Origin of the sequence: Bacillus sp. NP157, assembly GCA_018889975.1 — a bacterium.
Taxonomy (GTDB): domain Bacteria; phylum Pseudomonadota; class Gammaproteobacteria; order Xanthomonadales; family Rhodanobacteraceae; genus Luteibacter.
On record CP076546.1, the window covers coordinates 3,516,668 to 3,541,011 of the forward strand.

At 65.7% G+C, this 24,344-nt stretch carries 25 protein-coding genes; 14 read left to right on the top strand and 11 right to left on the bottom strand.

Annotated features, from left to right (window positions below; genetic code table 11):
* Positions 1-358: 358 nt before the first annotated feature.
* The 8 genes from KPL74_16105 to KPL74_16140 all read left to right on the top strand — a co-directional run bounded on the left by KPL74_16105 (position 359) and on the right by KPL74_16140 (position 6,211).
* Positions 359-550, top strand: coding sequence for a hypothetical protein (locus KPL74_16105; protein QWT19261.1), 192 nt, complete (start codon positions 359-361; stop codon positions 548-550).
* Between the two features lie 7 nt (positions 551-557).
* Positions 558-1,022 carry a tRNA (cytidine(34)-2'-O)-methyltransferase gene (locus tag KPL74_16110; protein ID QWT19262.1) on the top strand — a complete coding sequence of 155 codons (465 nt, stop codon included), beginning with the start codon at positions 558-560 and terminating at the stop codon, positions 1,020-1,022.
* A gap of 51 nt (positions 1,023-1,073) precedes the next feature.
* Complete coding sequence (locus KPL74_16115) at positions 1,074-1,742, top strand: SCP2 sterol-binding domain-containing protein (protein ID QWT19263.1); 669 nt, start codon at positions 1,074-1,076, stop codon at positions 1,740-1,742.
* Positions 1,739-3,388: a ubiquinone biosynthesis regulatory protein kinase UbiB gene (gene ubiB / locus KPL74_16120; protein QWT19264.1), complete on the top strand. Its 1,650-nt coding sequence runs from the start codon at positions 1,739-1,741 to the stop codon at positions 3,386-3,388. The genes KPL74_16115 and ubiB overlap by 4 nt, the downstream gene beginning before the upstream one ends.
* 7 nt (positions 3,389-3,395) lie before the next feature.
* A complete protein-coding gene (locus tag KPL74_16125; GenBank protein QWT19265.1) occupies positions 3,396-4,121 on the top strand; it encodes a tRNA pseudouridine(65) synthase TruC in 726 nt (241 codons plus the stop codon).
* Between the two features lie 85 nt (positions 4,122-4,206).
* Positions 4,207-4,629 carry an aminoacyl-tRNA hydrolase gene (gene arfB / locus KPL74_16130; GenBank protein QWT19266.1) on the top strand — a complete coding sequence of 141 codons (423 nt, stop codon included), beginning with the start codon at positions 4,207-4,209 and terminating at the stop codon, positions 4,627-4,629.
* A gap of 101 nt (positions 4,630-4,730) precedes the next feature.
* A complete protein-coding gene (locus tag KPL74_16135; protein QWT19267.1) occupies positions 4,731-5,213 on the top strand; it encodes a 1-acyl-sn-glycerol-3-phosphate acyltransferase in 483 nt (160 codons plus the stop codon).
* A gap of 545 nt (positions 5,214-5,758) precedes the next feature.
* Positions 5,759-6,211 carry a hypothetical protein gene (locus tag KPL74_16140; protein QWT19268.1) on the top strand — a complete coding sequence of 151 codons (453 nt, stop codon included), beginning with the start codon at positions 5,759-5,761 and terminating at the stop codon, positions 6,209-6,211.
* A gap of 3 nt (positions 6,212-6,214) precedes the next feature.
* Here KPL74_16140 and KPL74_16145 read toward each other — a convergent pair whose 3' ends face one another.
* Positions 6,215-7,261: a LysR family transcriptional regulator gene (locus KPL74_16145; GenBank protein ID QWT19269.1), complete on the bottom strand. Its 1,047-nt coding sequence runs from the start codon at positions 7,259-7,261 to the stop codon at positions 6,215-6,217.
* A 157-nt stretch (positions 7,262-7,418) separates the two neighbouring features.
* On the opposite strand from KPL74_16145, the gene aceB reads away from it, so the two are divergent.
* Together aceB and aceA are read left to right on the top strand one after the other, a co-directional pair.
* Positions 7,419-8,996 (top strand): malate synthase A, encoded by a 1,578-nt coding sequence (gene aceB, locus KPL74_16150; protein QWT22629.1) that lies wholly within the window; start codon positions 7,419-7,421, stop codon positions 8,994-8,996.
* Between the two features lie 25 nt (positions 8,997-9,021).
* Positions 9,022-10,311 carry an isocitrate lyase gene (aceA, locus tag KPL74_16155; GenBank protein ID QWT19270.1) on the top strand — a complete coding sequence of 430 codons (1,290 nt, stop codon included), beginning with the start codon at positions 9,022-9,024 and terminating at the stop codon, positions 10,309-10,311.
* 15 nt (positions 10,312-10,326) lie between these two features.
* On the opposite strand, the gene KPL74_16160 is transcribed toward aceA, so the two are convergent.
* A complete protein-coding gene (locus tag KPL74_16160; protein ID QWT19271.1) occupies positions 10,327-12,114 on the bottom strand; it encodes a cation:proton antiporter in 1,788 nt (595 codons plus the stop codon).
* A 318-nt stretch (positions 12,115-12,432) separates the two neighbouring features.
* On the opposite strand from KPL74_16160, the gene KPL74_16165 reads away from it, so the two are divergent.
* Positions 12,433-13,014, top strand: coding sequence for a hypothetical protein (locus KPL74_16165; GenBank protein ID QWT19272.1), 582 nt, complete (start codon positions 12,433-12,435; stop codon positions 13,012-13,014).
* Positions 13,015-13,281: 267 nt separating this feature from the next.
* Here KPL74_16165 and KPL74_16170 read toward each other — a convergent pair whose 3' ends face one another.
* The gene (locus KPL74_16170) at positions 13,282-14,193 is read right to left on the bottom strand and encodes an alpha/beta hydrolase (GenBank protein ID QWT22630.1); all 912 of its coding nucleotides are present in this window, start codon (positions 14,191-14,193) and stop codon (positions 13,282-13,284) included.
* Between the two features lie 138 nt (positions 14,194-14,331).
* Complete coding sequence (locus KPL74_16175) at positions 14,332-14,742, bottom strand: helix-turn-helix transcriptional regulator (protein QWT19273.1); 411 nt, start codon at positions 14,740-14,742, stop codon at positions 14,332-14,334.
* Positions 14,743-14,833: 91 nt separating this feature from the next.
* Between KPL74_16175 and KPL74_16180 the strand changes: the two genes are divergently transcribed.
* The gene (locus KPL74_16180; protein QWT19274.1) at positions 14,834-15,952 is read left to right on the top strand and encodes an NADH:flavin oxidoreductase; all 1,119 of its coding nucleotides are present in this window, start codon (positions 14,834-14,836) and stop codon (positions 15,950-15,952) included.
* Between the two features lie 42 nt (positions 15,953-15,994).
* Here KPL74_16180 and KPL74_16185 read toward each other — a convergent pair whose 3' ends face one another.
* From KPL74_16185 to KPL74_16195, 3 genes are all read right to left on the bottom strand, one after another.
* Positions 15,995-17,728, bottom strand: coding sequence for a bifunctional sulfate adenylyltransferase/adenylylsulfate kinase (locus tag KPL74_16185; protein ID QWT19275.1), 1,734 nt, complete (start codon positions 17,726-17,728; stop codon positions 15,995-15,997).
* A gap of 106 nt (positions 17,729-17,834) precedes the next feature.
* Positions 17,835-19,334: a YifB family Mg chelatase-like AAA ATPase gene (locus tag KPL74_16190; protein ID QWT19276.1), complete on the bottom strand. Its 1,500-nt coding sequence runs from the start codon at positions 19,332-19,334 to the stop codon at positions 17,835-17,837.
* 182 nt (positions 19,335-19,516) lie between these two features.
* Entirely contained in the window at positions 19,517-19,765 is a 249-nt protein-coding gene (locus tag KPL74_16195) for an accessory factor UbiK family protein (protein ID QWT19277.1), read from the bottom strand.
* A gap of 182 nt (positions 19,766-19,947) precedes the next feature.
* On the opposite strand from KPL74_16195, the gene glnK reads away from it, so the two are divergent.
* Entirely contained in the window at positions 19,948-20,286 is a 339-nt protein-coding gene (gene glnK / locus KPL74_16200; protein QWT19278.1) for a P-II family nitrogen regulator, read from the top strand.
* 6 nt (positions 20,287-20,292) lie between these two features.
* Here glnK and KPL74_16205 read toward each other — a convergent pair whose 3' ends face one another.
* Together KPL74_16205 and gpmA are read right to left on the bottom strand one after the other, a co-directional pair.
* On the bottom strand, positions 20,293-20,847 hold the full coding sequence (locus KPL74_16205) for a hypothetical protein (protein ID QWT19279.1): 555 nt from the start codon (positions 20,845-20,847) through the stop codon (positions 20,293-20,295).
* Positions 20,848-20,970: 123 nt separating this feature from the next.
* Positions 20,971-21,711, bottom strand: coding sequence for a 2,3-diphosphoglycerate-dependent phosphoglycerate mutase (gpmA, locus tag KPL74_16210; GenBank protein QWT19280.1), 741 nt, complete (start codon positions 21,709-21,711; stop codon positions 20,971-20,973).
* Between the two features lie 145 nt (positions 21,712-21,856).
* On the opposite strand from gpmA, the gene KPL74_16215 reads away from it, so the two are divergent.
* Positions 21,857-22,507: a hypothetical protein gene (locus KPL74_16215; GenBank protein ID QWT19281.1), complete on the top strand. Its 651-nt coding sequence runs from the start codon at positions 21,857-21,859 to the stop codon at positions 22,505-22,507.
* 93 nt (positions 22,508-22,600) lie between these two features.
* Here the strand turns inward: KPL74_16215 and hemF are convergent, their stop codons facing one another.
* Positions 22,601-23,473: an oxygen-dependent coproporphyrinogen oxidase gene (hemF, locus tag KPL74_16220; GenBank protein ID QWT22631.1), complete on the bottom strand. Its 873-nt coding sequence runs from the start codon at positions 23,471-23,473 to the stop codon at positions 22,601-22,603.
* Positions 23,474-23,598: 125 nt separating this feature from the next.
* Positions 23,599-24,300 (bottom strand): YdcF family protein, encoded by a 702-nt coding sequence (locus KPL74_16225; protein ID QWT19282.1) that lies wholly within the window; start codon positions 24,298-24,300, stop codon positions 23,599-23,601.
* Positions 24,301-24,344: the final 44 nt, after the last annotated feature.

Below are 24,344 nucleotides of genomic sequence, written 5' to 3' on the forward strand. Positions count from 1 at the left end.
GCCCGTTGATCCCCCGAGGCTATCCGGTGCGAACCTTCCGACGCAATCGGCGGCACGTCATGGCCGCGGACGGTGTCCGCTTACCGGGTGCCGGTGTCCGCGGACAGGGGCACAAGAAAGCACCTACCTGACAAATCTCATACGAATCAGCTGATTGGCGCCTCTGAAAAGATGGCACGGCGTTTGCGTTACTAAGCGTGCCCCGGGGACATCGCCCCGACCCAACGCCCTATCAAGAGAACGCCATGAAATACGAACTGCCGATCCTCGCCAGCCTGCTCGCCACCACGATGGTCATCTGCGTCCTTGCCCTCGGCGGCATGGTCTGACCCCGGCCCCTTCTTCAAGGAACCCTGCCATGAACCACGAACTTTTGATGCTCCGTAGCCTGCTCGTCGCCTCGCTGCTGGTGTGCGGTCTCATCCTCGGCAACATGCTGACCTACCAGGGCAACCCGGTGCAGCTGGCCAGCAAGGGCACGGTCGGTGCCGTCGCCAACCGCTGCGCCCTGCCCCCGGATGGCATCGTTTGCCCGCGCGCGGCGGCATAATGGGGGCATGCCCCACGTCATCCTGTTCCGACCCGAGATTCCGCCCAACACGGGCAATGTGATTCGCCTCTGCGCCAACACGGGCGCGACGCTGCACCTGGTACGTCCGTTGGGCTTCGAGCTGGACGACACGCGCCTGCGCCGCGCAGGGCTGGACTACCACGAGTTCGCCCCGGTCGCCGTCCACGACGACCTCGACGCCTGCCTCGCCGCCATTGGCCACCCCCGGGTATTCGCCTTCTCCACCCGCGGCAAGCACCTGCACACCGACGTGGCGTACGCCGAGGGCGATGCCCTGCTGTTTGGCTGCGAAACCGCCGGCCTGCCCGACGATGTCCTCGATGCGATTCCGGAAGCCCAGCGCATCCGACTGCCCATGCGCCCGGGCAATCGCAGCCTGAACCTGTCCAACGCGGTCGCGGTGGCCGTGTTTGAAACCTGGCGCCAGGCGGGCTTCGACGGCGCGGGCTGACCGCGACAACACGGATAGGTCGCCACGGGAGCCACGGGCTACAATCGCTGCATGACTCCCGAGCGCTCCCCGGCCGACGCTGGCCCGAACCGTTTCCTGCCCCGTCCCCTTCGCGTCCTCGCCGGACGCGCCATGGAAGCCGCGCTCAATCGCGCCGTGGACCTGGATCCGGATACCCGCACGCGACTGGACGTGCTCGATGGCCGCAGCGTGCAGGTGCACCTGAGCGGACCCGAGCTGGCCCTGCGCATCCGCGTGGAAAAAGGCCGGTTGCGCGTCGGGCCGCCGGAAGATGGCGGCAGCCTGCGCGTCACCGCGTCGCCCGGCAGCCTGCTGGCCATGGCGCTGCGCCGTGACGACGACGGCGTGGCCCCCGGCAAGGTGGACATCGCCGGCGATGCCGAACTTGCCCGCCGGCTGGAACGGCTCGCCCGCCAGTACGCACCCGATGTCGAAGAGGCCTTCGCGAAAACCTTTGGCGACACGCTGGGCGTGGCGCTGGCGAAGGCACTGCGCGAAGGCCTCGCGCATGCCCGGGAAACCGGCAAGCACCTCGTCGAGGACGGCGCGGACTGGCTGCGCGACGAAGGCCGCGTGGCCGTGGCACCGGGCGAAGTCGATGCCTTCCTCGATGGCGTGGACACGGTGCGCGAGCGCACCGAACGACTGGAGGCGCGCATCGCCCGCCTGCAGCGCTCGCTGAAGGGGACCGGCGCATGACGCCGCTGCGCCTTGCCCCGCGCCTGCTGCGCGTCGCTGCCGTCCTCCTCAGATACCAGCTCGACGACCTCGTCGATGGCGCCCACCTGTTCCGTCCGCTGAAGCTGGTCCGCCCGTTCTTTCCCAAGCCGACCGCCGACGTGCGCAACCTGCCGCGCGGTGCCCGGCTGCGCCTCGCGCTGACCGACCTTGGCCCGATCTTCGTCAAGGCGGGCCAGGTGCTATCCACCCGCCGCGACCTGGTGCCTGCGGACGTCGCCGATGAACTGGCCCTGCTGCAGGACCAGGTGCCGCCGTTCCCGGGCGCGGAAGCACGTGCCATCGTCGAGCGCGAGCTGAAGGGTCCGGTCGCGTCGCTGTATGCACGGTTCGACGAAACGCCGCTCGCCTCCGCATCGATCGCGCAGGTGCATGCCGCAACCCTGCACGATGGCCGCGAGGTGGTGGTCAAGGTGCTGCGTCCCGGCATCGACAAGCGCATCGCCCGTGACGTCGACCTGCTGCGCTCGCTGGGCGAGCTGGCCCAGCGCTGGCATCCCAACGCCGACAAGATCCGTCCGCTCGAGGTCGTGGCGGAAGTGGAGAAGATGCTCGACAACGAGCTGGACCTGCAACGCGAAGGCGCCAGCGCGAGCCTGCTGCGGCGCAATTTCGCCAGCGGCATCGACCTCTACGTGCCCGAAGTGCACTGGGATTTCAGCACCGAGCGCGTGTTGACCCTGGAGCGCGTGCGTGGCGTCAGCGCCGACGACATCGTCGCCATCGACCTTGCCGGGCTGGATCGCAAGCGCCTCGCCGAGAAGGGCGTGCGCCTGTTCTACGAACAGGTGTTCCGCGACAACTTCTTCCACGCCGACGCCCACCCCGGCAACATCTGGGTCGATACCTCGCGCGTGGACGAGCCGCGTTTCATCGCACTCGATTTCGGCATCATGGGATCGCTGCCGGAGGCCGACCAGTACTGGCTTGCCGAGAACTTCATCGCCCTGTTCGAGCGCGACTATGCACGCATCGCGCAGCTGCATGTCGCCGCGGGCTGGATGCCGTCGACCGTCCGGCTGGACGAACTCGAAGCCGCGGTGCGCACCGTCTGCGAACCCTACTTCACCCGGCCGCTGGCGCAGATCTCAATCGCCGAGCTGGTCGTGAAGCTGTTCCAGACCGCGCGCCGTTTCGAGCTCACCTTGCAGCCGCAGCTGATCCTCCTGCAGAAGACCCTGCTGAACATCGAAGGCGTCGGCCGCATGCTCGACCCGGAGATCGACATCTGGGCCGTCGCGCATCCCGTCCTGCGCCGGATCCTGCGCGAGCGTTACAGCCTGCGCTCGACCCTGCGCGACGTACGCCGACGCCTGCCCGAGTGGATCCATACCGCACCGCGCGTGCCGGAAATGGTCCGCGACGCGCTACGCCAGGTGGCCAGCGGCGAACGCCGCGAGATTGCCGATCCGGTGGCGCTGGCGATGGCCCGCGACGACGCGCGGCGCACCCGGCGCTTGCTGGCTTGCGGCATGCTGGGTTCGTCGCTGCTGATCTGCGCCGTGCTCGTGGGCACGCTCGCGCCGCGCGGCATGTGGCCGGCCATCGTCGCGGGCGTGGCAGGCGTGCTGGCCTTCGCGACTGGCTGGCCGCGCCGCAACGCCTGAGGTCGCCGTGCTCGAGATTCTTTACCAGGACGACGACCTCGTCGCCGTCAACAAGCCTGCGAACCTTGCCGTCCACCGATCGAAGTTCGTCGGGCCCGACGATGCGTTCCTGATCGACCTGCTGCGCGAGCAGGTCGAAGGCCGGTTGCACCTGGCCCACCGGCTGGACCGTGCGACTTCCGGCGTCCTGCTCGTTGCCCGGTCGCCCGAGATCGCCGGCCAGATGGGCGAGCAATTCATGTCGCGCACGGTCAGCAAGCGCTATCTCGCCATCGTTCGCGGCTGGCCGGAACCGGCCGAAGGCACCATCGACTATCCCCTGCCGGGCTCTCGCGAGACCGGCCCGCGCAAGGACGCGACGACCGACTACCGTCGACTGGCCACCATCGAGGTGGACATCCCGCTCGGTCGCTACGACAAGCAGCGCTACGCGCTCGTGGTCGCCGAACCGCGCACCGGCCGCTTCCGCCAGATCCGCAAGCATTTCGCCCACGTCCACCATCCAATCGTCGGCGACAGCCAGCACGGCCGGGGCGACCATAACCGGCTGTACAAGCAGCATTTCAGCTCGCATCGCTTGCTGTTGCACGCACAGCGGCTGAGTTTCGTGCATCCCCGCTCTGGCGAACCGCTCGCTATCTCGGCCCCGATCGATGACACGATGACACGGCTGGTCGAACGGTTCGGCTGGAACTCAGCGCTGGAAGCCGAAGGGCTGACACTGCCGGGTTAACTGGCGACCAGGCGGCCGGGGCTTTCCCGCAACGATTGCATTGCGTCATGACCGCCAGCGCGACGCTGGTAGAATCGCCAGCGTCATGCTCATCGTCACCCCGACCATCGCCATTGCCGAATCCGAACTCATCGAGCGCTTCACGCGTGCCGATGGCCCGGGCGGTCAGCACGTCAATCGCACCGAGAGTGCGGTTGAATTGCGCTTCGATGTCGCCAGTTCGCCATCGTTGCCCGACGACGTGCGCGAACGGTTGCTGGCGCGGAGCGACAGCCGCCTGACCGGTGCCGGCGTCCTCGTCATCCAGGCCCGCCGGTTCCGCGACCAGGCGCGCAATCGCGACGATGCCCGCGAGCGGCTTGCCGAGATCATCCTCGCCGCGACCCGCGTGCCGAAGAAGCGCGTGGCGACCAAGCCGACGCGCGCTTCCAAGGAGCGGCGCCTGACGGGCAAGTCCCAGCGCAGCGACACCAAGCGGTCGCGGTCGCGCGACTGGAGCCGCGAATGAGCGGTGTGCCGGTGGAGATGGCGCCGAATGTCCCGCGTTTACCCGAAACCTGGTTCCGTCGACTGTGCCGATGGGCGATCAAGCGGACAGGGTGGCGCATCGTGGGCGACATGCCCAACGAGAAGAAGCTCATCCTGATCGGCGCACCCCACTCGTCGAACTGGGATGGTGTGTATGGGCTGCTCATGCTGCAGGCCATCCGCCTCGACCTCGGCGTGATGATCAAGCGCGAAGCCTTCGATGGCCCATTCGGCCCCATCGTCCGCTTGCTGCGGCTGATCCCGATCGACCGCAAGGCAGCCACCAACATCGTCGACCAGATGGTCCAGCGCTTCGCCGACAGCGACAAGCTATGGCTGGGCATCACCCCTGAAGGCACGCGCAAGCCCGTCAAGCAGTGGAAGTCCGGCTTCCTGCGCATCGCACGCGCAGCCAACGTGCCGATCCAGACGGTCTTCATCGACTACCCGACGAAGACCTTCACGCTGGGACCCATCGTGCGCGCGACAGACGACCCTGACGCAGACCTGGTCCGCATCCGCGCAATGTTCGTCGGCTATCACGGCAAGCATCACGACGCTTAGCCGTTGCTGCTAGCCGCCCGAGATCCGGAATCGCGCACGGTAAGCGATCGGGATAGCCGTGGTGTTCTCGACAACCAGGCGGTATCGGCCGGGCCCGAGCTGCGGTACATGCAACGAAATGCCCTGGGCCACCGTGACCCAGTCGTTGGCGACAGCGCGCTGCAAGACCAGGCGACCAGCCGACGTTGCCCCTGTCAGCAGGCCCGTACAGCCGGCACTCCACTCACTCAATGCCGCAGAGGTCCCGCTGACGAGCCTCCCGCTCATGTGTCGCTCGGGAAACGTTGTGAAACATTTCCTTGGTGATGCGATCTGTGGCGTAGCTGATACGCACACGAATGCAGCGGAAAGAACCAGGGCAGTGACACAGAGCAGTCGCGATCGCATATCTGTCTCCTTCGGTTGTGGAGAACCGACACTAGACACTCTTCATCGACGAACTGCCGTGCCTTACACACCACAAGCGCGCGACCTACAGCAACTGTGGATTTCGCCTTCATCCGATGCGTCGCGGGTCTCCGATAGTTCTCGTCACAGGAGGCGACATGAACATCGTGGTCACGAATCCAGCAACACCTGTCATGCAACTGGACCAGTTTGGTTCAGGCTCGACTACCAAAGACCTTGTGCGTCGCGCCGCTGACGGCATGTCGAACGAAACGATCGATGCGCTTGGTCGACTCGATCTGAGCAACGTCAGGCCCAGCCAACTCCGCGGGATCGTTGTCCGGCTGAAGGAGGAAGGGAAAATGACCGAAGACATGGCATCGGTCATCTTGCTCGAGCGCAGCCGCGGGACCGACAAGTTGTCCAGTGATACGCCGTTCAACCTCGTTGATCGGCTGGACCGTCTTCATCGCATCGTGCAGTCGCTATCGCCAACGGATCCAGCATTCAGTTTTCGAAGCGTGTATGAGGAAACGCTCTACTGCGCACGCGGCATGCAAAGACTTGCAAGCGTCCTGAAGACCGGGGAACTCTTTCATGTCATCGCCTGACCATCACCGCTCGGAATGCCCCGACTCGTCGTAATCGCGATGGGTCAGCAGGCCCGGCCGGATGAGGTCGATGAAGGCGCGTGCTTCCGGCGTGAGGAACTTGCCTTTGCGCATGACCACGCCATAACTGCGCTGCGGGAAGAACTGGCGCAGGTTACGGATCGCGAGGCGGTCGCGGTCCGCGTCGGTGATGCAGATGCCCGTGACGATGGAGATGCCCAGGCCCATGGCCACGTACTGCTTGATGACGTCCCAGCCACCGACTTCGATCGCCACGGTGTACGGCACGTGCCGCTGCTGGAAGACCATGTCGACCAGCTTGTAGGTGGTAAGGCGCTTGGGCGGAAGGATCAGCCCATAGGGTGCGATGTCCTCGAGGCGGATGTCGGCCTTCGCCGCGAGCGGATGATCCGGCGGCATGATCAGCATCGGATCGTAGTGGTAGACCGGCGCCCAGGCGATGTCATGCGGAACGTCGATCATCGAGCCCACCGCGATGTCGACCTCGTCGCTGCGAAGCAATGCAATGCCGTCGCGGTTGGTCACGTTCGACAGCGCGAGGTGCACGTGAGGGAACCGTTCCCGATAGGTCCTGACCAGTTCGGGCAGCAGGTACTGGATCGTCGACGAGCCGGCCGCGATCGTGAGCCGTCCCGCCTCGGCCCCTTGCACCTTCGAGCGGAACTCCCGATCCAGCCCCTCCAGTCCTTCGACCAGCGGGCGGGCCAGTTCATAAAGCACCTCACCCGCATCGGTGAGGGTGATCCGTCGGCGGGTGCGTTCGACCAGCGACACGCCCATCTCACGCTCGAGCGCCTGGAGCTGCAGGCTCACGGACGGCTGGGACAGGAAGAGCGCCTCGGCCGCACGGCTCAGGGTCCCGAGCCGCACGATGTACACGAAGGCCCGCAGCTGCTTTAGGCGATTACCCTTGTAGTAGTACCGGCCGACGGCGTCTTCCCCAGCCTTCACCACGGCACCGGGCGCGGATACACGCCGTCTTGGCGGCTTGGCCGGCGCTTTTCCGACGGGATTCAGCTTGCGAGGCATGAAGTATCCACAGTAGAAACGGAAGCTTACGGGCTACATTAACAATCTTAATGCGTTTGATTGAAACATATGCTTTGTCAACTAATGTAGCGGGCGCGTAGCTTGAACTCCAGACCCCGAGCTGGAGGCAACACCCATGGCAGTCCCCAAAAGCGTGATGGACCCCCTCGGCGGCGTCCGCCTGCACGACGCCGACGGCCGCTTCGATGACGTCCTGACGCCACAGGCTCTGGCCTTCGTCGCCGACCTGCATCGTCGCTTCGACGGTCGCCGGCTTGCCCTGCTCGCCGAGCGTTCGGCACGGCAACTGCGCTACGACGCCGGCGAGCTGCCGGACTTCCGCAACGACACCCTGGCGATCCGCCACGGCGACTGGCGGGTCGCCGAAATCCCCACCGCCCTGCAGGACCGTCGCGTGGAGATCACCGGCCCGGTCGAACGCAAGATGATCATCAACGCCCTGAACTCCGGCGCGAAGGTGTTCATGGCCGACTTCGAGGATTCGAGCGCCCCCACCTGGGCCAACCAGGTCGACGGCCAGCGCAACCTGCGCGACGCCGTGGCGGGAACGATCGATTTCACCAGCGCGGAAGGCAAGCACTACGCGCTCTCGCCGTCGCCCGCCGTCCTCGTGGTCCGTCCGCGCGGCTGGCACCTGCCCGAGCGCCATGTCGAAGTTGACGGCAGCGTGCTTGCCGGCGCCCTGTTCGACTTCGGCCTGTTTGCGTTCCACAACGCCGCCTCGCTGCACGAGCGCGATCGCGGCCCCTACTTCTACCTGCCCAAGCTGCAGTCGATGGAAGAAGCCGCCCTGTGGGACGACGTGATGGCCCATGCCGAGAACTCACTTGGCCTGCCAGCCGGCTGCATGAAAGCAACGGTGTTGATCGAAACCCTGCCAGCCGTCTTCCAGATGGACGAGATCCTGCACGCGCTTCGTTCGCGCGTCGTCGGCCTCAACTGCGGGCGCTGGGATTACATCTTCTCGTACCTGAAGACGTTTCGCGCCCATCCCGACCGGCTGCTACCCGAGCGCGGCCAGGTGGTGATGACGGTGCCCTTCCTGAAGGCGTATTCGGAGCTGCTCATCCGCACCTGCCATCGCCGCGGCGCATTCGCCATGGGTGGCATGGCCGCGCAGATCCCGATTCGTGGCGACGACGCCGCCAACGATGCCGCCATGGCCAAGGTCCGCGCCGACAAGCTGCGCGAAGTTACCGCCGGCCACGATGGCACCTGGGTGGCCCACCCCGCGCTCGTACCCGTGGCCCAGGCCATCTTCGACGCGCACATGCCGACACCGAACCAACTGCATGTGAAGCGAAACGACGTCGTCGCATCGCGCAACGCACTGATCGCACCGGCCATGGGCACGGTGACCCGCCCGGGCTTCGACAACAACGTGGAAGTCTGCCTGCGCTACACCGCGGCATGGCTGGACGGCCAGGGTTGCGTACCGATCCACCACCTGATGGAAGACGCCGCCACCGCCGAGATCGCACGCGCCCAGCTCTGGCAATGGCTGCACCACGGGCCGATCGAGTTCAGCGACCACGCACAGGTCAACTTCGCGCTGTTCGATCACGCCCTGGCGGCGCATACCCATCGCCTGCGCGAGTCGACGCTGCCGGGTGCGGCTCGCGCCGACGAGGCAGCCGCCTTGATCAGCGCCCTCACCCATGCCGACACGTTGCGCGACTTCCTCACCCTGCCCGCCTACGAACACCTCGCCTGATCCTGGCCATCCAAGGAGCCTTTCGATGAAGACGCATACCGCTGAACAGATCACGCTGGACTGGAAGAACAACGACCGCTGGAACAGCGTCGAGCGTCCGTACACCGCCGAGGACGTCGTGCGCCTGCGCGGCACGGTGCAGGTGGAATACACGCTCGCGCGCCGCGGTGCCGAACGCCTGTGGCGTTCGATCCACGACCGCCCCTACGTCAATGCGCTGGGCGCGCTGACCGGCAACCAGGCCATGCAGCAGGTGAAGGCCGGCTTGCAGGCGATTTACCTGTCTGGCTGGCAGGTCGCCGCCGATGCGAACACCGCCGGCACCATGTACCCGGACCAGTCGCTGTACCCGGTCGACTCCGTGCCCAACGTGGTGCGCAAGATCAACAAGACGCTGCTGCGCGCGGACCAGATCCATCACGCCGAGGGCAAGGATGGCCTGGACTGGCTGGTGCCGATCGTCGCGGACGCGGAAGCCGGTTTCGGCGGCGTGCTGAACGCCTATGAGCTGATGATGCACATGATCGAATCCGGCGCCGCCGGCGTGCATTTCGAAGACCAGCTGGCCAGCGCGAAGAAGTGCGGCCACATGGGCGGCAAGGTGCTCGTGCCGACCCAGGAAGCGGTGCAGAAGCTGGTCGCCGCCCGTCTCGCCGCTGACGTCGCCGGCGTGCCCACGCTGATCGTTGCCCGCACCGATGCCATGGGCGCGGGCCTGGTCACCTCGGACATCGACGACAACGACAAGCCGTTCCTTACCGGCCAGCGCACGGTGGAAGGCTTCTACGAAACCGAACAGGGCATCGACCAGGCGATCAGCCGCGGCCTCGCCTATGCGCCCTACGCCGACCTGATCTGGTGCGAGACCTCGACGCCGAGCATGGACGAGGCACGCCGTTTCGCCGAAGCCATCCACGCGAAGTTCCCGGGCAAGAAGCTGGCCTACAACTGCTCGCCCAGCTTCAACTGGAAGAAGAACCTCGATGAGAAAACCATCGCCAGCTTCCAGGACGACCTCGGCAAGCTGGGCTACGCCTTCCAGTTCATCACCCTTGCCGGCTTCCATGCGTTGAACTACTCGATGTTCCAGCTCGCCCGCGGTTATCGCGACCACCAGATGGAAGCCTACGTGGCGCTCCAGGAGGCCGAGTTCGCCGCGGAGAAGGACGGCTACACCGCCGCCAAGCACCAGCGCGAAGTCGGCACCGGCTACTTCGACAAGGTGAACCAGGTGATCGCCGGCTCGCTCAGCTCGCTGTCGGCGCTGTCGGGCTCCACGGAAGAAAGCCAGTTCCATCCCGCGTCGGCGGCGTAACCCGCGAACGAGGAGTCATCGCGCTGGCGGCACCAGCGCGATGACGTTCCAGCCCGGTCGCGGCTCCAGCGGCCGCAGACCGGTCGCGATCCGCAGGTCGCCGCGTTCGTCAACGCCGAACAGAGGCACGGTGCGCGAACCATACTGTTCGATGAAGTGCGGCCAGTCGAAGGTTTCGCTCAGGCGTGTCGTCTTGATCCGCCATCCTTCGCCCAGGAGATCGTCGAAGCGCGCGTGGGTCATGTCCTCGGTGAACAATGCCGGCGCAAGGAGGCTGCCTGCGAGGGAGACGCGGCCCTTGGCTTCTTCCGGTGCGAGGTTGCGCAAACGGTAGACCTTGTCGCGTCCGAACTCTTCGCGATAGTGCACGCTCACCAGCGAATTCAGCTCGCGATGGGTCGACATCGCCAGCAAGTGGCCGATGCCGGCGAGATCCAGGTCGCGATCGGCTGCCTGCGATGCGGGATTGCCGAAGAACGTCGCCAGGCCGGCCATGCGTGCACGACGGATACCGTGCCAGTCATCGTCGGCGACGACGACGCGCAGGCCTTCGACGGCGTGCAGCGCCTGCGCGACATCCAGCGCCACCGTGTTTGCACCGTAGATCAGCACGCCACGCGGTTCGGGATCGGCGACGCGCAGCCAGCGGGCGAGCGGCCGCGCCGTCGCGCTCTGGAACACGACGGTGCCGATGATCATCAGGAACACCAGCGGCACGAGCTTGTCGGCGCCCACCACGCCGACTTTTTCCAGGCGGATGGCGAACAGCGCCGAGACGGAAGCGGCGACGATGCCGCGCGGTGCCACCCACGCGACCAGTGCGCGCTCGCGCCAGCTCAGCCCGCTACCCAGGCTCGACAGCAACACCGAGAGCGGACGCACGACAAGCTGGGCCACGCCGAAGATCGCAAGGCCAGCCAGCAGCGCGCCGTCGGGGAGCGGCCAGTCGAGGCGTGCCGCGAGCAGGATGAACAGCGTCGACACCAGCAACGTGGTGAGGTGTTCCTTGAAATCCATGATGTCGTCGATGTGCACGTCGCGCATGTTGCCCAGCGCGATGCCCATGATCGTCACGGCCAGCAGGCCCGACTCGTGCGCGATGGCGTTCGACAGGCTGAAGCTCATCAGCACCGCGGCGAGCGTACCGAAGTTCTGCAGGTATTCCGGGATCCAGTGGCGACGCAACAGGTTGCCGTGGATGAAAGCGGCGACCGCACCCACCGCCGCGCCACACGCCACCGTGCCGAGGAACACGCTGAGCGAATGGCCTTCGCGATGCGAGGCGATGGCCTCGTAGACGAGCACGGCGAACAGCGCACCGATGGGATCGATGACGATGCCTTCCCAGCGCAGCACGTTGGCGATGCGCGCGTTGGGGCGGACCGTCCGCAGCATGGGTGCGATCACGGTCGGCCCGGTGACGCAGGTCAGGGCGCCGAACAGGAAGGAAAGCTCCCAGCTGAGGCCGCCGATGTAGTGGCCCGCCACCGCGAGCAACAGCAACGCCAGCACGGCGCCATAGGTGACCAGGCCGCGGACGGCATGACCGATGCCCTTCAACTCGTGGAAGCGCAGGGTGAGGCTGCCTTCGAACAGGATGACCGCCACGGCCAGCGACACGACCGGGAACAGCAGGTCGCCCATGACCTTGTCCGGCCGCAACAGGCCGGTCACCGGCCCGGCCAGGATGCCGGCCAGCAGGAGGAAGAGGATCGCTGGCAGGCGTACCCGCCACGCCACCCACTGGCAGAGGAACCCGATGCCAAGCATCAGGGTCAGCAGCATTCCGAGTTCGATGCCCATGTAAGCCCTTGTCCAAAAAAAGAATCGGCCTGCACCGAAACGGTGGGCCGACTAAAGGAAGAGCCTAACGAAGGGGATGTGAATTAAAAGGCCGGGTCCCGGTGCTGACGCGGGGGAGGGAGGGGTAGCCAGCACCGGGACGGGGCGGGCGGCCATTAGCGAACCGCCTGGTACAGAATTCTCCGCTCCCGCCACCCCATTTGTCAACTGGGGAGTACATGAAATAAGTATTAACTCTTACGAGGGGTGTTGGGCGTCGCCGATACTCGGCATGGACGCATGTTGTAACCATGGAATGCCCGAACGGCGGAGTCGCGCATGCCAGAGCTTTCCAGTGAACTCGTTGCCTTACTTCAATACCTGGCACCCGGGTTCCTGGTCGCGTGGATTTATCACGGCATCACTGCGCACTCGCGACCGTCGCACTTCGAGCGCGTCGTACAAGCGCTGCTCTATACGGTGATCGTGCAGGCCGTGGTTTCTGGTGAGCGACAAGCCGCATTCGCCCTGGGTCGCCTGGTCACGCTGGGGAGCTGGTCACAAACATCGGACATGGTCGCTGGACTGGCCACCGCGGTACTAGCCGGCTTGATATTTGGTGCCGCCTCGAACCGCGACATGCCGCACGCCGTGCTGCGACGATTCGGACTCACGACACAGACTGCCCACCCCGACGAGTGGGCGTGGGTCTTCTCCAGGAATCCACGATTCGTTACGCTTTATCTTTGTGATGGGACGATCATCTTCGGATGGCCTTCCATATGGCCATCTGACGCAACACATGGCCATTTTTTCGTGACTGGTGCCGTGTGGCGATCGAATCCAGACACCAGTGAATCCGTAGAAACTGAGGGAATCCTCATCAATGTCTCCGACGTGAAGTACGTCGAGTTTCTCTAACGGGAGTAGTTGCGTGAAGAAAGAAAAAGATCCGCTTGCACCTTTGCCTTTCGGCCCTAGGGTTAACTACAACCCACCACCCGACTTTCCGCCGCCCGCCTGGGCGCGTCCGTTTATGTTGCGCTTCTTGAAGGAGCGACCAAGCCCTGACCTGCGGCAAGAGCCAGAGAAATAGCTGCGCCATTCCGCCGGCTTGTGGATATCCGTCGCCGACCTGTCCTCGCGCCGAGCCGCCTACGCCGCCACAGCGTCACTTCGACGCGCACCTCAGGGTTTCAGACCTTCCAGAAACCTAAGCATCAGCTGCGCGATCTCATCCACCTTCTCATCCAGTGCGAAGTGACCAGCGTTCAGCTGGTGGATTTCCGCCGCGGGGATGTCACGTTTGAACGCATCGCCGCCGACGGCGATGAACGAGGGATCGTATCGCCCCCAGACGACGAGCGTAGGCGGCGTGTGTTTGCGGAAATACGCCTGCCACGTCGGATATGAAGCGACATTGGTTCGATAGTCGTAAAGCAGGGCGCGCTGGATGTCGCTCTCCCCGGGGCGATTGAGGAAAGCGAACTCATCGACCCAGGTGTCGGGGTTATAGCGCTCGGGATGCGGGCTTCCGGCGACGTGGCGCTGGTGCGTGCCTTCGAACGAGGTGAACGCTTCGAACACCTCGGGATGCGCCTTGGGATCCTCCCAGTATTTCGCGATGTTGACCCACTTCGCGCCGAGGCCTTCCTTGTAGGCATTGGCGTTCTGCAACACCAGGCCGCGAACGCGCTCGGGATGTTTCGCCGCGATGCGAAAACCGATCGGACCACCATAGTCCTGCAGGTACATCACGTAGCGCCCGATGCCCAGCTTCTCGAGCAGGGCATCGGTCGTTTCGGCGAGGTGGTCGAACGTGTAGGTGTATTGCGATGGCGTCGGGGCATCGCTGTTGCCGAAGCCGGGATAGTCCGGCGCGATGAGGTGGTATTTCGGCGCCAGCAAGGGGAGCAGCGTATCGAACATCCGCGACGACGACGGAAAGCCGTGCAACAGCACGATCGTCGGCGCGTCCCGCGGGCCGGCCTCGCGGTAGAACACGCCGACACCATCGACATCGACGCGGTGGTAGGTGATGGAGCTGGAGCTGGATGGCAACGCGGGCGGCACGGCGGCAGCCGCGGGCTCGGCGACCATGGCGAGGGCGAGGAACAGGGAAAGCATCATCGCGAGACTCCACGAGCAGGCAGGCCAAGAGCGTGCGCCCGGAACGCTGCCCTTTCCATCCCTTGATGGTGGGACCCCGGCGTCGCGCGCCAGGCGACACCGGCCGGGTCAGCCGACGGCAGCCTCGCTGGCGTGGGCGGCCGCATCGGCGTCGTAGCGACTGCGCGCAGCGTCCACCTCAGCCAGGTGCTGGTGCATCCACATATAGAGATCCTTGAACGGCTTATGCAGCGAGCGGCCGAGGTCGGTGAGCGCGTATTCGACGCCGATCGGCGCGGCCGGAACGATCCGGCGGGTGAGCAGGCCATTGCGCTCGAGGCGGCGCAGGCACTGGGTCAACGCCTTCTGCGTGACCCCTTCCAGCAGCCGGCGGATGGCATTGAAGCGCAGGGGGCCGCGGTGCAGGACGGTGAGCACCATCATCGACCACTTATCGGCGACCTGCTCGAAAAGCACGCGGCTGGGGCAGCCGGCGGAAAAGCGGTCGGGGGTGCAAATAGGGGCGCAGGTGGTTTCCATGGGGATACCTGAGGGCGTTCAAGTGCCTTATTGACGCCAAGTATATCCTGTATACCATCGGACGCATCCCTTATCGGTTGCGATCTTTCTCATGACCCAAGCCAACGTCGACACCCTGTTCCGCCCGTTCACGATCAAGGGCGTGACCCTGCCCAACCGCATCGTGATGGCGCCGATGACCCGTCTGTTCGCCCCGAACGGCGTCCCCGGCGAGGCAAACGCCGCCTATTACCGCCGCCGCGCGGCCGCTGGCGTGGGCCTGATCCTGTCCGAAGGCACGGTGATCGACCGCCCGTCGTCGCGCAACGAAGTCAACATTCCCTCGTTCTTCGGCGACGCCGCCCTGGCCGGCTGGCGCCACGTCATCGACGAAGTGCACGCAGCGGGTGGCCGCATGGGCCCGCAGATCTGGCACACCGGCGGCACGCGCGGCCGCTATGGATGGGTTCCGCCCAAGCCGGCCGAGAGCCCGTCCGGATTCAACGGCCCGGACGACGCCCATGGCGTGGCCATGACCGACGAGGACATCGCCGACACGATCGCCGCCTTCGCCAGTGCCGCGGCGAGCGCGAAGGCCCTCGGTTTCGACGTCGTCGAACTGCACGGTGCCCATGGCTACCTGATCGACCAGTTCTTCTGGAACGGCTCCAACCAGCGTGATGACCGTTTTGGCGGTGCGACGCTCGCGCAGCGCTCTCGCTTCGCCGCCGACGTCATCGCCGCCGCCCGCCAGGCGATCGGGCCAGGCATGCCGCTCATCCTGCGCGTCAGCCAGTGGAAGCAGCAGGACTACAAGACCCGCCTCGCCCACACCCCGGCCGAGATGGAAGCATGGCTCGCACCGCTCGTGGCTGCGGGCGTCGATATCCTGCACTGCTCGCAGCGCCGTTTCTGGGAACCGGAATTCCCCGGGATCGACGGTGAGGAAGGCCTGAACTTCGCCGGCTGGGCGAAGAAGATCACCGGTGCCGCGACCATCTCGGTCGGTTCGGTGGGCCTGTCCGGTGAATTCCTCGCATCCTTCGGTGGCGAGAGCTCGGCGCCCGAAGGCCTCGATCGTCTCGTGCAGCGCCTGGATCGCAACGAGTTCGACCTCATCGCCGTCGGCCGCGCCTTGCTCGGCGACCCGGAGTGGGTGACGAAGGTGCGCAACGGCGACACGCACAACCTCAAGGCGTTCAACCCGGCGTCGATGGCTGAGCTGGTCTGACCTGACGCCTCGACGTGAAGCTCGCTCGACGTCGTTCCGTTCCTACCGCCAACGCCGAAGAAGGTCTTCAAAGATGGTGGATGCATGCGACGACGGCGTTCCGGTTGCGCCATCGAGACGGAAGTCGGGGCTCGCCGGAACTTCGTAAGGATCACTGATGCCTGTGAACTCCTTGACGATGCCTGCTCGCGCCTGGGCATAGAGGCCTTTGGTGTCTCGCTGCTCACACACGTCGAGGCTCGTGCTGACGTGTACCTCGACGAAGTCGCCATATGCCTCGACCAGCCGGCGCGCTTCCGCGCGATCGTCCGCATAGGGCGCAATCGGGGCGCAGATCACCACGCCACCATGGCGGACCACTTCGGCGGCGACGAAGGCAATGCGTCGAACGTTGGCGGATCGGTGTTCCCTCGAAAAGCCAAGTCCGGCGGAAAGCGTCCGCCGGACTTCGTCGCCATCCAGCATCGTGACCTGCCGCCCGGTCGCTTCCAGGATGTGAGCCATGAGCGCCTGGGCGATCGCGGACTTCCCCGCGCCCGACAGCCCCGTGAAAAAGATGGCGGACCCTCGCTTCGCGCCAGCCGGGAAACGCTCACGCAGGACGGTTTCCACTTCGGGAAACGTGAACCAGGCGGGGATGGACGTCCCTGCGCGAAGGTGCTGCCGGAGTTCAGTGCCCGACACATCAGCCGCATCCTCACCGTCGGCCAGCTGGTCGCTCGGTACGAACTGTCGGCGAGCCTTCGAGAACACCATCGGCGGGAACGCCATGATCGTTATGCCCAATTCGCCCTTGTGTTCCTCCAGCAAATCCTGGGCCTGGCACGGCCCGTAGTACGGTCGTCCGGATCGATCACGACCGGGACCTGCGTGGTCGCGCCCAACGATGAAATGACTGACGCCATGGTTCTTGCGTATCAGCGCGTGCCACATCGCTTCGCGAGGCCCAGCCATGCGCATCGCCAGGGGCAGGACGCTGAGCTTTACCTGCCCTTCTGCGTAGTGAGGAAGGAGCGCTCGATAGCAGCGTACCCGGGTGTGCGCGTCGACGTCGCCTTCCTTGGTACGCCCCACCACAGGGTGCAATAGCAGGCGTGCGTCGATGGATTCGCAAGCCCGTCGCGTGAGTTCGAAATGTGCGCGATGAATGGGATTCCGTGTCTGGAACCCGACAATGCGGTCCCAACCATGCTGGATGAACCAGTGGCGAAGCTGACGAGGCGTCGATCTCAAGTCAAGGAAGTCGGCGTGTGCCGGCTCCCGTAAGCCACGCAGCGGTCCGCCCAGATAAACGGCGCCGCGAGCGAACAGTTCTTCGACACCTGGATGATTTCGGTCAGTGGTACCAAAGACGTGGTGCGCTTCGGCATGCTTGTCTGGGCGGTATATATCGTCCAGCCGCAACTCAGCCAAGGGAGTGCCCTGGCTATCCGTAAGCACGATCACCTGCCCGATCGATAGGCCCGCCGCGGTCGCTTCGGACACATCCAGCACGATGGGCATGGGCCAAAGCAGCCCATTGCCAAGACGCAGGTCGTGGACGACTCGATGGTAGTCGTCTGACGCCATGAATCCCGTCAGCGGGGAAAACGCGCCATTGAGCAAGAGTTCCAGATCACACAGATGACGATGATCCAGGGTAATCCTGGGGCTTCGGTCATCCGGACGTTCATCGAAGAGGCTGGCTGGCGATGTCGAATAGAGATCGGTCAGGACACCCCCGTGCGGCGTTACGAGAGCCGAGGTGCGGGCCGACGGCAGGGTCTCAATGGACATGTAGCTTTGACTCCAGGCTTCTAAGACTGGTGATTCACGTCATGGCGGGACGTGACGCTGGCCAAAGATACAACGTCTCATGGGTAGGTTCCGCACCGTCGGCGCGTCAGAACCGACGGTAATGCATCGCTTCCGCGAGGTGATGCTGTTCGACGCAACCGCTGCCGCCTTCGAGATCCGCGATGGTGCGGGCGACGCGAAGAATACGGTGGTAAGCACGTGCCGAGGCACCGAGCTTGTCCAGCGTGCCTTCGAGCCATTCACGCTCGGCCTGGGGTAGCGCGCAGTCGCGTTCGAGGTTGACGACGCTGAGTTCCGCGTTGGGCTGGCCGGCGCGCAACAAGGCTTTGCCACGCGCGGCGATGACACGCTGGCGCACGGTGGCGCTGTCGTCGTCGTTGGGGCCGCGTGTCGTGCCGAGGTCGGCGATGGCGACGCGCGGCACCTCCACGCAGAGGTCGATGCGATCGAGCAGCGGGCCGGAGATCTTCGAGCGATAGCGTGCGACCTGGTCCGGCGTGCAGCGGCACTCGTGCAGGGGGTCGCCGGCATACCCGCACGGGCACGGGTTCATCGCCGCGACCAGCTGGAACTCGGCCGGGAACGTGGACTGGCGCAGGGCGCGCGAGATAACGATCTGCCCGGATTCGAGCGGCTCGCGCAGCACTTCGAGGACGTGTCGGCTGAACTCGGGAAGCTCGTCGAGGAACAGGATGCCGTTATGGGCGAGCGAGATTTCGCCGGGACGCGGCGAGGAACCGCCGCCAACCAGCGCCGGCCCGGAGGCGGTGTGGTGGGGTGCGCGGAACGGCCGGCGGCGCCAGCTTTCCGGATCGATCGCTTCGCCGGCGAGTGAGCGGATCGCGCAGCTCTCCAGCGCTTCGGATTCGGTCATCGCCGGCAGGATGCCCGGCAGGCGTTCCGCGAGCATCGTCTTGCCGGTGCCGGGAGGGCCAATCAGCAGCAGGTGATGGCGGCCGGCGGCGGCGATCTCCATGGCCCGACGCGCCAGGTACTGGCCACGCACGTCGCGCATGTCCGGCCCACTGGTCGCCTGTTCGTCGAAGACCGGGTTGCTCGCACTGGCCAGGTCGGCATGGCCACCCAGCCAGGCGCACACTTCGGCGAGGCTGTCGGCAAGGAGGATGTCGCCCTCCCCCACCAGCGCCGCTTCGGCGGCGTTGCCGCGCGGCACGACGATCCGACGGCCGCAACGGCGCGCGCGGATCAGCGCGGGAAGGATGCCGGGAACGGGACGCAGCTCGCCGGAAAGCGCCAGCTCACCCAGGAATTCGCAATCGTCGAGGCGTTCGCGTGGCACCTGCGACCCCGCGGCGAGGATGCCCAGGGCAATGGCGAGGTCGAAACGGCCACCATCCTTGGGCAGCTCCGCGGGCGCCAGGTTCACCGTGACGCGGCGGTTGGGGTATTCGAAGGCGGTGTTCTGGATCGCGACGCGGACACGGTCACGCGCTTCGCGCACCGCCGAGTCCGGCAGGCCGACGATGGATGTGGAAGGCAGGCCACCGGAGAGGTGGACCTCGACGACGACCTGGGGCGCGGCGACACCTTCCTGCGCGCGCGAAAGGGTGACGGCGAGGCTCATGGCAGTCGGAATCGTAACTGCTTACGGAATTTGGGTGGTAGCGACCAGGGTCGATCCATGGTGGATCCGGCTCGCATGACGCACTCCTTTGCGTAGGCCTGGGGAAAATAACCGCCCCCGACCGCTCTCGGGGTGAGGGTGACGGATCGGGGGCGGTCCCGGGACCTGACGGCCGTCCTTGGTTACTGGCCGTTAGGCGTGGCGCCAGCCTCAAGGCTGGCGACCCGCTTTTCCAAACTTTCGAGCCTTTCGCGGGTCCGTGCGAGTACCTGGCTCTGAACGTCGAATTCCTCTCGCGTTACGAGATCGAGGCGGCGTAATCCTTGCGCCAGGATATCTTTGAAGTTGGCGTGCATATCCTCACGCGCTTGCGCCAACCCTGGCGGAACCAACGATGCCAACCGCTCTGCGAGTTGGTCGATACCCTGCATGTCCATCTTGCGACCCCGACGTCGTGGAATAAATTCTAAGTGATGAGAATGTAGGCGCTATCAGCGAACACCCCTACGTAGTGTAGGGTTTTTCCTACAAAGCACCCAGGAAGCGGCGACGCAGGCCTATGGCACAATGGCCGTCCGCGCGCCGCAGCCGGTGCGCCCCAAGGAGTTCTTACATGAAGCTGGTGGTCGCCATCATCAAGCCGTTCAAACTCGACGATGTCCGCGAGGCCCTCGCCGATGTAGGCGTCCAGGGCGTGACGGTGACGGAAGTGAAGGGCTTCGGCCGGCAGAAGGGCCACACCGAGCTCTACCGTGGGGCCGAGTACGTGGTCGACTTCCTGCCCAAGATCAAGCTGGAAGTGGCCGTGGCCGACGACCAGCTGGAGCGCGTGGTCGAGGTCATCCAGCAGGCCGCCCGCACGGGCAAGATCGGCGACGGCAAGATCTTCGTCACCCCGCTCGAGCAGGTGGTCCGGATCCGCACCGGCGAACTGGACAACGACGCGCTCTGACCCGCCTCAGGCCGCCTGGGCCAGCGCGGCCCGCTTGAAGCGGCGGTGGTGGACCAGGATGCCCGCGTAGTAGGCCAGGTAATAACCCAGGGTCAGGCCGACGACGGCCATCGTGAGCGGGCTGTCGCCGGGGCCCGGGCCATGGGCCGGCGCGGTGCCCGCATGCATGGCGCCACCCAGGATGATGAAGCGGTAGGCCATGCGCCCAACCAGCAAGGCCGTCAGGGCGGCGCCCAGCCAGGGGTTGGGGAAATAGCAGTCCGCGTTGTCCGTGCCCAGCTCGAACCGGGTTAGCTTCAGCCCCAGCATCGCCAGGGCGCCGCCTGCCACCAGGCCCGCCAGCGCGCCCTCGGCGAGGTTGATGCTGACGAAGCCGATCGTCATCAGGAGGCACGCCACCAGGGCAAAGATCCCGACGCGGATCGCCATCTTGCGCGTATGGATCGGCTGCCGGCCAAAGTTGCGCCGGACGCGCCGGTACACGATGAAGATCATCAGGCCGGCCATGGCGACCGGGACAAGGGCGGACGTGGACTGGGCGGCGGCCTGGGCAAGCATCATCGGTCTCGCGTGATTGGGTGTGGGCTTACCTTACGACCCCTGGCGCGCTCGCGGCAGGGACGGGAGCCATCCCGATCGGGTGACGACTGTCACGGCAGACCGGGATGGCGCCGGGCGGGCCGGTCAGGGCTTCGCCTTGCCCTGGTTGGCGACGGCCGCCATCTTGGCGGCGATTTCGGCTTCGTCACCCAGGTAGTAGTGCTTCACCGGGTTGAGCTCGGCGTCGAACTCATACACCAGCGGGATGCCGTTGGGGATGTTCAGTTCGGCGATGTCGTCGTCGGAGATGTTGTCGAAGTACTTCACCAGCGCGCGCATCGAGTTGCCGTGGGCGGCCATGAGCACGTTGTTGCCCGCCTTGATCGCCGGCGCCAGCACGTCGTGCCAGTACGGCAACACGCGGGCCACGGTGTCCTTCAGGCACTCGGTGAGCGGGACATCGGCGATGCCTTCGTAGCGTGCGTCGTCGGCGAAGGACATCTCGCCCGGCTTGAGGGCCGGTGGCGGGGTGTCGTAGCTGCGGCGCCAGATCTTGACCTGGTCTTCGCCGTATTTGGCCGCCGTCTCGGACTTGTTCAGGCCGGTCAGGGCGCCGTAATGGCGTTCGTTGAGGCGCCAGTCGGTCACCACGGGGATCCACATCAGGTCCATCGCATCCTGCACGTGCCACAGGGTGCGCACGGCGCGCTTGAGGTACGAGGTATGGGCCAGGTTGAAGCTGAAGCCGGCGTCCTTGAGCAGGCGGCCGGCCTCGCGGGCCTCGGCCACGCCCTGCTCGGTCAGGTCGACATCGGCCCAGCCGCTGAAGCGGTTTTCGAGGTTCCAGGCCGACTGGCCGTGGCGGATCATCACGAGCTTGTACATGGCATCCAACGATGGGAGGGGGAAAATCCGATGGTGGAACGGTGGCCGGGGGCCGTCAACACCGCACCCCTGCCGCAAGTCACGCTAAACCTTGCGCCGGCATGGCGCATCCTACGAACCCAGACCACTCGCGGAGCCACCCACCATGCGCCTTACCCTGATCTCGGCCCTGATTGCCCTCGCGTTTGCCGGCGCCAGCGTTGCCGCCGACGATGTCCATAAGGTCAACGGCACGGCGAGCGTCGAAGCCGGCCAGCACGCCGGTGACGTGAGCACCGTCAACGGCTCGGTCCGCGTCGGCGACAAGGCCACCGTCGAGAAGGCCAGCACCGTGAACGGTTCGGTCGAACTCGGCGACGGCGCCACCGCCACCCAGGTGCACACCGTGAACGGTGGCGTGAACCTCGGCGAGCGTGCCCAGGTGACCGGCGAGCTCGAGAACGTCAACGGCCGGGTGAAGCTCGAAAAGGGCGCCGACGTCAAAGGCCACCTGACCAACGTCAATGGCGACATCACCCTGGAGCAGGCGCACGTCGGCGGCGGCATCGAAACGGTCAACGCCAACATCACCGTGGGCGAAGGCTCGAAGGTGGAAGGCGGCATCCTGGTGAAGAAGCCGAAGATGGGCTGGAATTCCAGCGACAGCCGTCCGCCGACCATCGTCATCGGGCCGCATGCCGTGGTGACGGGCACGATGACCTTTGAGCGCGAAGTGCAGCTTTACGTGAGCGATTCGGCCACGGTGGGGAAGATCGAGGGGGCTACTGCCAAGAAGTTCAGTGGTAGTGCGCCTTAAGGTTGGTGGGAGCGTTCCTAAGGTGCTGGGAGCGTTCCTTGAGGTTGGTGGGAGCGCTTCGCATGGATGGTTCTTTCGCGCGCATGCGCGCTCCTACGGGAGCCAGTCGCGGGGTTTGAGGTATTCGGCGAGGCGGGCCTCGGCGCTTTCGGGCGCCGGGGTGTAGGCATATTCGAAGCGCACGCGCGGCGGCAGGCTCATCAGGATCGATTCGGTGCGACCGCCGGACTGCAGGCCGAACAGCGTGCCGCGGTCGTAGACCAGGTTGAATTCGACGTAACGCCCGCGTCGATACAGCTGGAATTCCGTTTCGCGCTCGCCGTACGGGGTGTCCTTGCGCCGCTCGACGATCGGCAGGAAGGCATCGAGGAAGCCCTGCCCCACGTCGCGGGTGAAGTCCATGCAGCGATCGAAACCGCCTTCGTTCATGTCGTCGTAGAACAGCCCACCCACGCCGCGCGTCTCGCCACGGTGCTTCAGGTAGAAGTACTCGTCGCACCACTTCTTGTAGCGATCGTAGACGTCCTCGCCATACGGGGCGCACAGGTCGCGCGCGACGCCATGCCAGTGCCGCACGTCTTCGTCGAAGGGGTAGTACGGCGTGAGGTCGAAGCCGCCGCCGAACCACCAGACCGGTTCCGCGCCATCGCGCGACGCTTCGAAATAGCGCACGTTCGCGTGCGTGGTGGGGATGTACGGGTTGCGCGGATGGATCACCAGCGACACGCCGGTGGCGATGAAGCTGCCGCCGACGAGGTCAGGCCGATGCGCGGTGGCGCTTGGCGGCAGCGGCGAGCCGGCCACCCGTGAAAAGTTGACCCCCGCCTGCTCGAACAGCTTGCCATCGCGTAGTACGCGCGTGCGTCCGCCACCACCAGCCGGCCGCGTCCACGCATCCTCCACGAAGGTCGCGCCGCCATCGGCCTGCTCGAGGGCCTGGCAGATGCGGTCCTGTAGCCCGCGCAGGAAGGATTCGGCGATGTCGGCTTGTTCGGACATGATGGCGCGTGGCCTCGATGGGAATGCCGCAAGCTTAGCAAGGCGTCGCCTGGCGGTTGCTGTGGCAGGCGGCCGCGCATGGCTGATGCGGCTCAGGCGATCCGCGCCAGCACCCGCTGGTTGCCGGTGAGCGCGGCCCAGCGCATGCCGGTGTCGATCCACATGAGGTAACCGGCCTCCAGGGCCATGCGCTTGACGTAGCGCGGCGTGAGCGTGAACACCGGCTCGGCCGCCACCGGCGTCGCCTCGAACGCCAGCCGACGCGCGAGGTACAGGCAGCGCGCCAGGTGATAACGATTGGTGACTAGCCCGACCGTCGGCAGCGTGCCGGCACGACGCAGGATCTCGCGAGCGTGGCGCAGGTTCTCCAGCGAGTCGACCGACTGTTGTTCCAGCAGCAGCGGCACGCCGGCGGGCCAGCCCGCTGCTACCAGCCAGCGTTGCCCGGCCTCCGCCTCGCTGATCTCGCCACCGCCGCTGAGGCCACCGAGCACCAGTACGCGCTCGGCCAGGCCGTCGCTCGCGTTCGCCTGTGCACAGGCCAGTCGTTCGATGAAGTCGTGCTCCGGCTCGCCCCTGACGAGGCGCCGCCCGAATACCAGCAAGGTCTGGCGGGCATCTATCCTGGGCAGGCTGCGCCGTGCGATATGCCAGACGCGAACGAGGTGGGCCACGTAGAGAAGCCCGGCGCTGGCGATGAGCAGCAGCAGCGTGACCGCGGCGGCCTGCAGGATGTCGCGGTCGCCGAGGTAACGCCAGACGCCGCGGTGCATGGATTTGGGCAAACCGGTCATGGCCGGGCAAGTCTTGCGGATGCGGCGATGGCATGCAATCGGCT

Excerpts from the sequence above, each read along its gene's own strand:
- KPL74_16215 (QWT19281.1), top strand. The coding sequence starts at position 21,857 with ATGCGCCTTACCCTGATCTCGGCCCTGATTGCCCTCGCGTTTGCCGGC.
- KPL74_16195 (QWT19277.1), bottom strand. The coding sequence starts at position 19,765 with ATGCAGGGTATCGACCAACTCGCAGAGCGGTTGGCATCGTTGGTTCCG.
- KPL74_16205 (QWT19279.1), bottom strand. The coding sequence starts at position 20,847 with ATGATGCTTGCCCAGGCCGCCGCCCAGTCCACGTCCGCCCTTGTCCCG.
- gpmA (QWT19280.1), bottom strand. The coding sequence starts at position 21,711 with ATGTACAAGCTCGTGATGATCCGCCACGGCCAGTCGGCCTGGAACCTC.
- KPL74_16160 (QWT19271.1), bottom strand. The coding sequence starts at position 12,114 with ATGGGCATCGAACTCGGAATGCTGCTGACCCTGATGCTTGGCATCGGG.
- KPL74_16110 (QWT19262.1), top strand. The coding sequence starts at position 558 with ATGCCCCACGTCATCCTGTTCCGACCCGAGATTCCGCCCAACACGGGC.
- arfB (QWT19266.1), top strand. The coding sequence starts at position 4,207 with ATGCTCATCGTCACCCCGACCATCGCCATTGCCGAATCCGAACTCATC.
- KPL74_16140 (QWT19268.1), top strand. The coding sequence starts at position 5,759 with ATGAACATCGTGGTCACGAATCCAGCAACACCTGTCATGCAACTGGAC.
- KPL74_16185 (QWT19275.1), bottom strand. The coding sequence starts at position 17,728 with ATGTCCATTGAGACCCTGCCGTCGGCCCGCACCTCGGCTCTCGTAACG.
- aceB (QWT22629.1), top strand. The coding sequence starts at position 7,419 with ATGGACCCCCTCGGCGGCGTCCGCCTGCACGACGCCGACGGCCGCTTC.
- KPL74_16165 (QWT19272.1), top strand. The coding sequence starts at position 12,433 with ATGCCAGAGCTTTCCAGTGAACTCGTTGCCTTACTTCAATACCTGGCA.
- KPL74_16105 (QWT19261.1), top strand. The coding sequence starts at position 359 with ATGAACCACGAACTTTTGATGCTCCGTAGCCTGCTCGTCGCCTCGCTG.
- KPL74_16190 (QWT19276.1), bottom strand. The coding sequence starts at position 19,334 with ATGAGCCTCGCCGTCACCCTTTCGCGCGCGCAGGAAGGTGTCGCCGCG.
- KPL74_16145 (QWT19269.1), bottom strand. The coding sequence starts at position 7,261 with ATGCCTCGCAAGCTGAATCCCGTCGGAAAAGCGCCGGCCAAGCCGCCA.
- KPL74_16115 (QWT19263.1), top strand. The coding sequence starts at position 1,074 with ATGACTCCCGAGCGCTCCCCGGCCGACGCTGGCCCGAACCGTTTCCTG.
- ubiB (QWT19264.1), top strand. The coding sequence starts at position 1,739 with ATGACGCCGCTGCGCCTTGCCCCGCGCCTGCTGCGCGTCGCTGCCGTC.
- KPL74_16175 (QWT19273.1), bottom strand. The coding sequence starts at position 14,742 with ATGGAAACCACCTGCGCCCCTATTTGCACCCCCGACCGCTTTTCCGCC.
- KPL74_16170 (QWT22630.1), bottom strand. The coding sequence starts at position 14,193 with ATGGTCGCCGAGCCCGCGGCTGCCGCCGTGCCGCCCGCGTTGCCATCC.
- aceA (QWT19270.1), top strand. The coding sequence starts at position 9,022 with ATGAAGACGCATACCGCTGAACAGATCACGCTGGACTGGAAGAACAAC.
- glnK (QWT19278.1), top strand. The coding sequence starts at position 19,948 with ATGAAGCTGGTGGTCGCCATCATCAAGCCGTTCAAACTCGACGATGTC.
- KPL74_16225 (QWT19282.1), bottom strand. The coding sequence starts at position 24,300 with ATGACCGGTTTGCCCAAATCCATGCACCGCGGCGTCTGGCGTTACCTC.
- KPL74_16180 (QWT19274.1), top strand. The coding sequence starts at position 14,834 with ATGACCCAAGCCAACGTCGACACCCTGTTCCGCCCGTTCACGATCAAG.